The 9,941-nt window shown below is 68.1% G+C and carries 8 protein-coding genes; all 8 read right to left on the bottom strand.

Annotated elements, in window-relative coordinates; translation table 11 throughout:
- Positions 1-424 precede the first annotated feature (424 nt).
- The 8 genes from ACOZHM_RS16985 to ACOZHM_RS16950 all read right to left on the bottom strand — a co-directional run bounded on the left by ACOZHM_RS16985 (position 425) and on the right by ACOZHM_RS16950 (position 9,937).
- Positions 425-1,204 (bottom strand): flagellar brake protein, encoded by a 780-nt coding sequence (locus ACOZHM_RS16985; RefSeq protein ID WP_421570497.1) that lies wholly within the window; start codon positions 1,202-1,204, stop codon positions 425-427.
- A gap of 118 nt (positions 1,205-1,322) precedes the next feature.
- Positions 1,323-1,769, bottom strand: coding sequence for a hypothetical protein (locus tag ACOZHM_RS16980; protein WP_421570496.1), 447 nt, complete (start codon positions 1,767-1,769; stop codon positions 1,323-1,325).
- Positions 1,770-1,964: 195 nt separating this feature from the next.
- On the bottom strand, positions 1,965-4,205 hold the full coding sequence (locus ACOZHM_RS16975) for a methyl-accepting chemotaxis protein (protein ID WP_421570495.1): 2,241 nt from the start codon (positions 4,203-4,205) through the stop codon (positions 1,965-1,967).
- A 739-nt stretch (positions 4,206-4,944) separates the two neighbouring features.
- Positions 4,945-6,921, bottom strand: coding sequence for a chemotaxis protein CheA (locus ACOZHM_RS16970; RefSeq protein WP_421570494.1), 1,977 nt, complete (start codon positions 6,919-6,921; stop codon positions 4,945-4,947).
- Positions 6,922-6,969: 48 nt separating this feature from the next.
- A complete protein-coding gene (locus tag ACOZHM_RS16965; protein WP_088435039.1) occupies positions 6,970-7,335 on the bottom strand; it encodes a response regulator in 366 nt (121 codons plus the stop codon).
- Positions 7,332-7,640, bottom strand: coding sequence for an STAS domain-containing protein (locus tag ACOZHM_RS16960; RefSeq protein ID WP_421570493.1), 309 nt, complete (start codon positions 7,638-7,640; stop codon positions 7,332-7,334). Before ACOZHM_RS16960 ends, ACOZHM_RS16965 begins: the two co-directional genes overlap by 4 nt.
- A 234-nt stretch (positions 7,641-7,874) precedes the next feature.
- On the bottom strand, positions 7,875-9,158 hold the full coding sequence (locus tag ACOZHM_RS16955; RefSeq protein WP_421570492.1) for a chemotaxis protein CheW: 1,284 nt from the start codon (positions 9,156-9,158) through the stop codon (positions 7,875-7,877).
- Positions 9,155-9,937, bottom strand: coding sequence for a ParA family protein (locus tag ACOZHM_RS16950; RefSeq protein WP_421570491.1), 783 nt, complete (start codon positions 9,935-9,937; stop codon positions 9,155-9,157). Before ACOZHM_RS16950 ends, ACOZHM_RS16955 begins: the two co-directional genes overlap by 4 nt.
- Positions 9,938-9,941 lie beyond the last annotated feature (4 nt).

The raw sequence follows: 9,941 nt of genomic DNA, 5'->3' as shown, positions 1-9,941 counted from the left end.
ACGGGGGGGGGGGGGGGGGGGGGGGGGCCCCCCCCCCGCCGTGAATCCATCCCTGGAGGCTTGTAGAAAACATCCATGTTTTCTACAGTCCCGCCAACCCACCCCCGCCAACCCTTTGACGCTCGGTCGGTGCGCACAGAAAGAGGGCGCACAGAAGGAGCGTTGCTGGGTCGCTTGGTGAGGTTGGGAAGTGCCGAGCTTGGCTCGGCACGCTCTACCACTCTCTACTGTTGCCGGCAGTTCGGCGCCGGCCAACTGTCGGCGGGGCGGTGGGGGTGGGTTTGCGGGGGCATGAGCGGCATGGATGCCGCGACTGAGCCTACAAGGATGTATTTACGGCGTCCCCCGCGGGCCCACCCCCACCGCCCCGGTCACGCAGTATTCAACCGCGGCTTTTGCTCCAGGGCTTCAAAAGCAACAGACTTCAGCTTTCGCCGTTTTTGCGGGCGCTGCGTTGGCGGTCGATGCGGAAAATGTAGCGCTGGATGGCGCTGTCGCCGCCGCGGGGGAGGCCGTCGAAACGCATGCCGACGCGCTTCATTTCGACGCCGTTGGGGAGTTTGACCGAGAGCTGGTTGCAGACGATCAGCGAGACCTGCAGCGGGCCGGATTCGGGCATGTCCAGGCGGGCGTCGTAGCGCTTCTGCATGCCGAACACGTTGCAGTCCACCGGAACGGTGACGGCCAGGCCGCCGCCGCTGATGTCGACCACGCGCAGGTGCAGGGCCTCGCTGCGGTCCTCGTTGATCGGGAACAGCAGGTGCGGCGAGTCGGTGATGGGTGTCTCCAGCCGGTACAGCTCGCGGCGCTGCAGGTGCACCAGCTCGGTGGGGAACGGCACGCGGAAGGCCACGTGGCGGTGGCCGCCGGTGCGTTCCAGGTGGTCCAGGCGGAAGCGCACCATCACCCGGTCCAGCTGCGCGAAACACAGCAGGTGACCGGCGTCTTCTGCGGCACGGTTGGCCGGCTCGGACGGGCTGCCGTCCAGCAGCAGGCTGTCCTCGTCCTCGTCCAGTTCCAGGATCGCGGTCGGGAACGACTGGTCGCGACCACCGAGATGGGCGTTGATCAGCGAACGCTGGTCGATCAGCGCCTGCAGCAACTGCCGGATCTGGCGTGGGTTGCGGACCAGGTAACGGTCATCCGTGCCGTCCTCGTGGGCGGCGTGCGGAGCGTCGTGTGCGTCAAGGCTGCCTTCGGACATGGACTCTGGCTGGTTGGGCGGGTACAGACATCACGCGATGTCGGGTCTCAGTCCGTTTATCGGCAGCAGCTCACAATAATGTAGGGCGAATGTGTGTAGCGCCTTTGTAATGCGTGCCTCAGTCCTGGGTGCACGCGCAGTGCGGGGACAGGATCATCGGAGCCTGCGGCTGCGCCAGCAGGCGCTGCACCAGCGGCGCCGCCGATTGCGGGCGGCCGCTGCCGATCAGCAGTGCGGGCCCGGCGTAGACGAGGCGACGCTTCGCATCCAGCACCACCCAGGGGTAGGGCACCACCGTGGCGATGCTGTGGTAGTCCCGTGCCGGCATGGCGGGCAATTCGGCCGGTATCGTCTCGGTGCAGGCGCACGGCGCGCCGATCCGCAGCAGGACCGGGGCACCGTCGGCGGCGGGCAGCGGGCCGAGCCGGGCCAGGATCTGTGCGGCGCTCAACGATGCTTCGCTCGACGTCCACTGCGAACAGGCCAGGGGCACCAGCCAGCCCAGCCATGCCGCCATGGCCGCCGCACAGAGCGCGCTGCGCAGGCTCCGCCAGCGCTTCAACATTCCGACCCCGTCACGTCGCAGCCCTCCCCCTGATGCCGTAGACGGGTAACGGCGCGGTGGCCGGGGAACTTGATGCGGTTTGCGCTGGAATTCGACGTTTGACGACACCTCTGTGTCGAATATGTGACGCGGTCCCCATAACGACGACACCCCGCCGAAGCGGGGTGTCGTTGATGTTGCGTTGTGCTGGCGCGATCAGAACTCCTGCCAGTCGCTCTCGTTGGCCAGTGCGGGTTCGCGTGCCGGTGCGCGGCGCGCCGGGGCCGGGGTTGCTGCGCGGGCACGGGCCGGTGCGGCGGTGCGCGTGGCGACTGCTGCCACGGCCACGACGGGCGCGGCATGCGTGTCGAGCTTGAACAGGGACACCGCGTCGGTGAGGTGGCCGGCCTGTTCTTCCATCGAGCGGGCGGCGGCGGTGGCTTCTTCCACCAGCGCGGCGTTCTGCTGGGTGGTCTCGTCCATCTGCATGACGGTCTGGTTGACCTGCTCGATGCCCGCCGACTGTTCCTGCGAAGCCGCCGAGATTTCGGCCATGATGTCGGTCACGCGCTGCACCGACGCCACGATCTCGCTCATGGTGGCGCCGGCCTGGTTGACCAGGGCCGAGCCTTCGGCGACCTTGCCGACCGACTCGTCGATCAGGCCCTTGATCTCCTTGGCCGCGCTGGCCGAACGCTGCGCCAGGGTGCGCACTTCCGAGGCGACCACGGCGAAGCCGCGGCCCTGTTCACCGGCACGGGCGGCTTCCACCGCGGCATTCAACGCCAGGATGTTGGTCTGGAAGGCGATGCCGTCGATAACGGTGATGATGTCGGCAATGCGGCGCGAGGACGCGTCGATCTCGTGCATGGTGCTGACCACGCGGCCAACCACGTCGCCGCCCTGCGAGGCCACCGAATGCGCGCCGATGGCGAGCTGGTTGGCCTGGCGGGCGTGTTCGGCGTTCTGGCGCACGGTGGAGGTGAGCTCCTCCATCGACGCGGCGGTTTCTTCCAGGTTGGCGGCCTGCTGTTCGGTGCGGCGGGACAGGTCGTTGTTGCCCGAGGCGATTTCACCGGCGGCGGTGCTGATGCTGCCCGACGCATGCTGGATGCGGCCGACGATCTGGGTCAGCTGGGCCACGGTGGTGTTGGCGTCGTCGCGCATGCTGGCGAACACGCCGTGGAACTGGCCCTGCATGCGCACGGTCAGGTCGCCGTTGGCGATGGCCTGGAGCAGCTGCGAGAGCTGCGACAGGTTGCCGTCGGCCACTTCCATCATGGTGTTCAGGCGTTCGATCATCACCCGGAAGTCGTGGTCGAAGCGCAGCGCGTCGCCGCGCTGGCTGAAGTCGCCGGCGGCGGCGGCCTGGGCGAGCGACTGGATCTGGGTGTTGATGGCCAGCAGGCTGGCCTTGGCCGCATCCATCGATTCATGCAGGATCGCGCGGGTGCCGGGCAGGCGGCGCGCGTCCTGCGAGAGGTCGCCCGCGGCGTACTGGTTGAGGACGTTGATGGCGTCCTTGATCGCATCCAGGTGTTCGAAGATCACGGTGTTGACGCCCACGGCCAGCTGGCCGTACACGCCCGGGAAGTCTTCCGGAATGCGGTGGCTGATGTCCGGGCCGGCGTGCATCTCGACCATCTGCTGGGTCTCGCCGGAGAAACGGCGCAGCATCAGGGTCATGTCGCGGGTGGCGGCCAGCATCCGGCCGGATTCGTCGGCCGTGGTGAGGCTGGGGATGTTCACCGAGAGGTCGCCGCGTGCCACCGACTGGATGGCGTGCATCGCCTGGCGGATCGGCCCGGTCACGGCGCGCGAGATCACCACGCCCATCGCCACGGCCAGCAGCGACAGCAGCACGATGGTGGTGATGATGGCCACCACGCTGTTGCGGTGGGTGGTGTTGGCGTCGGCGATCTTGGCCTGCATCAGGCTGCTGCTCAGCGCACCGAGTTCCTTGAGGTCGTCGAACATCTTGCGGCGTGCCGGGCGCGACTTTTCGTCCGAGATCTGCTGGGCCAGTGCGCCGTCGGCGGCGGCCACGGCGGCGCGCATTTCCGCATTGGCGGCGAAGTAGACGTCCAGGTCGGCGGCGACCTTCTGGTAGAGGCCCTTTTCCTTGTCGCCGGCCGGCAGGGCGGCGTAGGCATTCAGCTCATCGCGGACGGCCTTGGCGGTGGCGTCCATGCGGGTGTTGTAGTCGGCGACCTTGTCGGCCTGGTCCAGCATGGTCAGCTGCGCCAGTTCGAAGGTGCGGAACTCGCCCAACTGCGCACGCACTTCGCCCAGGTGCTGGACGGAGGGGATGTCGTTGCTCGCCATTTCGGCGAGTTCGGCGTTGACGCTGTTCAAACGCACCAGGGCGAACACGCCCAGCGCGATCGTCATCAACGTCGTGAGGGCAAACCCGACCGCGAGCTTGCGGCTGATGGGCAGATCATGGAACCACTTCATGCGGGGAACTCCGGACAGGGCGGGGGTGCGCAGCCGTGGGGACGCTGGGCGGGGGGGCTTGGACGGTGGGCGATGGGGCGTGAGGCAGGCAATGAACGTGTCATCGCTATTGCGGATAACGGCGGCGGAGCGTCTGAACTTGAGTGTTCGATGTCACATTTTTTTGGCCGCGCTGGCGCCGCAGGGTTTTCGCGCGATGGTTGCGAAAGCAAGCAATACCAATGCATTCGCCGTGCGGTGGCGAATGGGGCATCGATTCCGGGCCGTATAGGTGCCGACCGACATCACGGTTTGCCATCGAGCGTTCATGGCCCCGGAACGGAGAGCAGCCACGCATGGCGTGGCACTACGCGGGTTGGTCGTGGATCACGTGATCGGCGGGCATGCCTATCAATTCGTCGGGTGGGGCTTGGATTTTGATTACGTGATCGTCCTGCGCACGTAACGGTTCGTAGAGACACGCCGCGCGTGTCGACCGCGCGCAGCGCGGCACAAGCGTCCGAAGCCGACGCACCCACGGCTTCCGCGACGGTTCCAATGTTTAGACCGGAACGAAGCCACCCATCAGGCGTTCATGACCCCGGAACGAAGAACGGCCGACCAACGGTCGGCCCCACTGGAAAACAATCACTGGTCGGCCCCACCGCCATTCGCGAAACCAAGCGCCGAAAAACAAAAACGCCCCCGCAATCAAACGGGGGCGCTTCCAGCCGGCCAACGGCCGGCGCTACCGTTGGCTTCACGCCGCCTGCGGCACCCGCAGCGAACGCACCAGCCCACCGATGTCCACGATCAGCGCGACACGGCCGTCGCCCAGAATGGTTGCACCGGACACGCCGCTGATACGGCGGTAGTTGTTCTCGATGTTCTTCACCACGACCTGCTGCTGGCCGACCAGTTCGTCCACTTCCAGCGCGATCTTCTGGCCGTCGCCTTCCACCACCACCACCAGCGAATCGTCGTTGGTGCGGCGGCCGAAGCCGTAGTACTCGCTGAGCGACAGGATCGGCAGGTACTCGCCACGCACCCGCAGCACACGGCCTTCGCCGGCCATCGAACGCACGTCTTCGGCCTGCGGCTGCAGCGCCTCCAGCACGTAGGCCAGCGGCAGGATCACCGTTTCGCCGGCGACCGATACGGTCATGCCGTCGAGGATGGCCAGGGTCAGCGGCAAGCGGATCAGCACGCGGGTGCCATTGCCGGCCTTGCTTTCCAGCTGTACTTCGCCACCCAGTGCTTGGATGTTGCGGCGGACCACGTCCATGCCCACACCACGCCCCGACAGGTCGGTGACCGCGTCGGCGGTGGAGAAGCCGGGCTGGAAGATCAGGTCCCAGACCTGCGCGTCGGTGGGGTTGTCGGGCACGCTCAGGCCGCGCTCGACCGCCTTGGACAGAATCTTGTCGCGGTTCAGGCCGCGGCCGTCGTCGCTGACTTCGATCACGATGTGGCCGCCCTGGTGCGATGCGGCCAGGGTGATGGTACCGGTCTCGTCCTTGCCGGCATCGCGACGGACGTCGGGCATTTCCAGGCCGTGGTCGATCGAGTTGCGGACCAGGTGCACCAGCGGGTCGGCGATCTTCTCGATCAGGCCCTTGTCCAGCTCGGTGCCTTCGCCGATGGTGCGCAGGCGCACCTGCTTGCCCAGGCGCGAGGAGAGGTCGCGGACCAGGCGCGGGAAGCGGCGGAACACCGCGTCCACGGGCAGCATGCGCACGCCGATGACCGCTTCCTGCAGGTCGCGGGTGTTGCGTTCGAGCAGGTCCAGGCCGGCGAACAGCTGCTCGGCATGCACCGGGTCCAGCGCGTGCGAGACCTGCTTGAGCATGGCCTGGGTGATGACCAGTTCGCCGACGAGGTTGATGAGTGCATCGACCTTTTCCACGGCGACGCGGATGGAGGTCTCGGCTTCCTGTGCCGCAGCAGCCGGTGCGGCGGCCGCAGCCGGTGCGACCGGCGCGGCGACAGCGGCGGCCGCCGGTGCGGGTGCACTGGTGGCCAGGCTCGGCGGTGCGGCCGGACGGATGTCCAGTTCGCAGTCGTCCACGACCCAGGCGAAGGTGTCTTCGATCTTGCTGCGCGGCACCTTGCCGACCAGGCCCAGGTCCCACGCCAGGTGGGCTTCGAGCGGGTCGAGCTGGTCGAAGCCGGGCAGGCGTTCCATCCGCGCGGCGACCTGCAGCGAACCCAGGTGCTCCAGCTCGCGGATGATGCGCAGCGGATCATTGCCGCTCATGAACAGCGACGGCGACGGCACGAAGCCGATCTGCCAGGCTTCCGGGGTGTCATCGACCTTGGCGGCGGCCGGTGCGGCAGCGGCCGCCGCCTGGCCGGACAGCACTGCTTCCAGGCGTGCCTTGATCGCGGCGACGGCCTGCGGATCGGCAGGCGTGCCGTGTTCGGCTTCGCGCAGCAGGGCGCGCAGCACGTCCACCGAGGACAGCATGGCATCGACCGCGGTCGCTTCCAGTGCGCGCTTGCCGGCGCGAAGTTCGTCCAGCAGCGTTTCCAGCACGTGGGTCAGCGCGGCGACGGCGTCGAAGCCGAAGGTGCCGGCGCCGCCCTTGATGGAGTGCGCGGCGCGGAACACCGAGTTGATGATTTCCGGATCCTGCTGGCCCGATTCCAGTGCCAGCAGTCCAGCTTCCATGGCATCCAGCCCTTCGCGGCTTTCCTCGAAGAAGGTGGCGTGGAAGCGTTGCAGGTCCATGCTCATGGGAGTTCGGGTCCGGTTACCAAAGGGGGAGGAGGGGGCGGGACGGGATCAGCCCAGGACTTTCTGGACGGTAGCGACCAGTTGTTCCGGGTTGAACGGCTTGACCAGCCAGCCGGTCGCACCGGCCGCCTTGCCTTCGGACTTCTTGTCGGCCGCCGATTCGGTGGTCAGCATCAGCATCGGCGTGAACTTGTAGTCCGGCAGCTGGCGCAGTTCGCGGATCAGCGCGATGCCGTCCATGTTGGGCATGTTCACGTCGGTCACCACCGCGTTGAAGCGCTGGCCCTTGGCCCGGCCCAGTGCCACGGCACCGTCTTCGGCTTCCTCGACGGAAAAGCCGGCCGAGGTGAGGGCGAAAGAGACCATCTGGCGCATCGACGCCGAGTCGTCCACCACCAAGATACGTGCGCTCATGCAGCGTTCTCCACAGATTTCAGGTTGTCATGGGTTGCGTCCAGGCCGAGGGCCTGGGTGACGCCGAGCAGTCGCGCGGCATCACGGAAGGTGGCAGTGCAGCCGTCGAATGCGGTCGGGTAGCCTGCCTGGCGGCGGGCATCGACGAAGGCACACAGGACCTGCATGGCCGCGGTATGGATACGGCCGACCTGGCTGGCATCCAGCGTCAGATCGCCGGCCTGGTCCACCAAGGGGGCCAGGCGTGTTTTGAGCTCGGTGCTGGTCTCGATACCGAGATCATCACCCAGGGCCACAGTGCTCATCGTTGCTCCGGACAAACGGTTCCGAGGTCTATAACGGCGAATTTTCGGGAACCTTTAGGGATTCTTGCCAAGGACAGCCACCCATGGGGTGGCTCTACCGCAACCACGGACCATCCACCACGGACGTAGAGCCACCCCATGGGTGGCTGCGCGCGGTTACTGGCATCGCGCAGCCACCCATGGGCGCGTTCAGCCACCCATGGGGTGGCTCTACGGTTCGGGTACAGGCTGCTTTCAGTTCAACAGCTGCGTGGCATCCAGCAGGATCATCGGCTGCGCGGTCACCCGCGCCACGCCGCGGAACAGGTCGTTGGATATCTGGCAGATGCGTGCGGTGTCCGGCGGCTCGATCTGGGAATCGGTGAGGTTGGCGACGTCTTCCACCGCCGAGACCCTTAGCCCCATCGTTTCGCCGTTCTCCTCCAGCACCACGATGCGGGTGTTGGCATCCTCGCGGGCTGGACCAGCGCCGAGGTGCACGCCCAGGTCCATGACCGGGACCACCTGGCCGCGCAGGTTCATGATGCCCAGCATGGCCGATGCGGTGCCGCGCAGGGGCAGTAGCGGTACCGGCAGCACCACCTCCTGCACTTTCAGCAGCTCCAGCGCGTACGCCTGGGGTCCGCAGCGCAGGCGCAGCCAGCGCGAGGTGCGCTCGCTGGCGCGGCGGTCGCCACGGGGGCTGGAGGCCGGGTTGCGTGCCTGCGCCTGCAGTTCCTGCCAGCTGGTCGGGCGACCGGCTGCGGCCTCGGCAATGGGCGCGGCAGGGCGTGCGATGGGGGCAGCAGGCGGTGTGGGCATGGTGCGGGCAATGGGGGCGGGCGTCGGTGTAGGGGGCGCGGCGCGCGCAGCGGGCACCGCGAGTGCGGAGGGCGGCGGCGCGGCGGGGGTGTCGTGCAGGGCCTCCGGCGGCAGGTCGTCCCAGCTCGGGCGCGCGGCGTCGGTGCTCACCGGGCCCAGCGCGGGGTCGTTCATCAGCTCGTCGAGCAGCGCCAGCGCCGCCGGTGCACCGGGCGCGGTCGGGCTGTCGAACGCCGGTGCAGCGGCGGCAGGTTCCGCTACCGGGCCCAGCGCGGGGTCGTTCATCAGTTCGTCCAGCAACGCCAACGCCGCCGGTGCGCCGGGTGCGGTCAGGCTGTCGAACGCCGGAGCGGCGGTGGGTGTCACCACCGGACCGAGCGCCGGGTCGTTCATCAGCTCGTCGAGCAACGCCAGCGCCGCCGGCGCGCCGGGTGCGGTGGGGCTGTCGAACGCCGGAGCGGCGGCGGATGTTTCAACCGGCCCGAGCGCCGGATCGTTCATCAGTTCGTCGAGCAGCGCCAGCGCAGCGGGTGCGCCCGGCGCCGTCGGGCAGTCGAACGCCGGTGCGTCGGCGTCGGCGGGCTGCGCGAACTCGGCGCGGATCGCTTCGGCGACGCCTTCGGATTCCTCCTGCGCGGCGACCGCTACCGGTGCGGCCGGCACGGCGTCACCGAGCAGTTCTTCCAGGTAGTCGTCCAGTACGTCGGTGCCGTTCATGCCGCGCGTTCCATCTGCAGTGCGTCATCGGCCAGGATCCATTCCAGCGCGTGCCGGTAGGCGGCCAGGCCGCGGCCCGGGTAGTCGGTCGACAGCACGGGCAGGGTGAGGCTGGCGGCATTGGAGACACGGGTGTCCACCGGAATGGCGTCTTCCCACACGCGGTGGCCGTGGCGGTCCTGCATCTGCTTGAGCGTTTCGTTGCCGGTGCGGGTGCGGCGGTCGAACAGGGTCGGCAGGATCGACATCGGCAGCGGGCGCCGACGCGAGCGCTCCACCATCTCGCCGGTGCGCACCATGCCGTCCAGGCCGTGCAGGGCCAGCGGTTCGGCCTGGGTCGGAATGATCAGGCGGTCGGCGGCGGCCAGTGCGTTGATCATCAGCAGGCCCAGGGTGGGCGCGCAGTCGAGCAGGATGTAGTCGTGCTGGCCCTGGTGCCGCGACAGCGCGTTCTGCAGGGCCAGGCCCAGCCCGGGCTGGTTGGCGCTGCGGCGCTCCAGCGTGGCCAGCGCGGCCTGCGCGCAGACGTAGTCCAACCCGGGGATGTCGCTGGGGTGAGACAGGCTGCCGAGCTCGGCCGGTGGGGTGCCGAACAGCTCCAGCACGCCCTGCGGCGTCGGCTCCAGCGGCACGCCGAAGGCGCGGGTCAACGACGAATGCGGATCAAGATCGATCAGCAGCACGCGGTGGCCGAGCGCGGCCAGGCCGCGGCCGAGCGCGAGGGTGGTTGTGGTCTTGCCCACGCCGCCTTTCTGATTGGCGATTGCCCAGATGCGCATCGGT

It is taken from the genome of Stenotrophomonas sp. PD6 (assembly GCF_049199305.1).
Classification (GTDB): Bacteria; Pseudomonadota; Gammaproteobacteria; order Xanthomonadales; family Xanthomonadaceae; genus Stenotrophomonas.
Note: the sequence above shows the minus strand (reverse complement) of the source record. Positions and strands in the feature narration are given on the sequence as shown.

Excerpts from the sequence above, each read along its gene's own strand:
- ACOZHM_RS16960 (WP_421570493.1), bottom strand. The coding sequence starts at position 7,640 with ATGAGCACTGTGGCCCTGGGTGATGATCTCGGTATCGAGACCAGCACC.
- ACOZHM_RS16985 (WP_421570497.1), bottom strand. The coding sequence starts at position 1,204 with ATGTCCGAAGGCAGCCTTGACGCACACGACGCTCCGCACGCCGCCCAC.
- ACOZHM_RS16975 (WP_421570495.1), bottom strand. The coding sequence starts at position 4,205 with ATGAAGTGGTTCCATGATCTGCCCATCAGCCGCAAGCTCGCGGTCGGG.
- ACOZHM_RS16980 (WP_421570496.1), bottom strand. The coding sequence starts at position 1,769 with ATGTTGAAGCGCTGGCGGAGCCTGCGCAGCGCGCTCTGTGCGGCGGCC.
- ACOZHM_RS16955 (WP_421570492.1), bottom strand. The coding sequence starts at position 9,158 with ATGAACGGCACCGACGTACTGGACGACTACCTGGAAGAACTGCTCGGT.
- ACOZHM_RS16970 (WP_421570494.1), bottom strand. The coding sequence starts at position 6,921 with ATGAGCATGGACCTGCAACGCTTCCACGCCACCTTCTTCGAGGAAAGC.
- ACOZHM_RS16965 (WP_088435039.1), bottom strand. The coding sequence starts at position 7,335 with ATGAGCGCACGTATCTTGGTGGTGGACGACTCGGCGTCGATGCGCCAG.
- ACOZHM_RS16950 (WP_421570491.1), bottom strand. The coding sequence starts at position 9,937 with ATGCGCATCTGGGCAATCGCCAATCAGAAAGGCGGCGTGGGCAAGACC.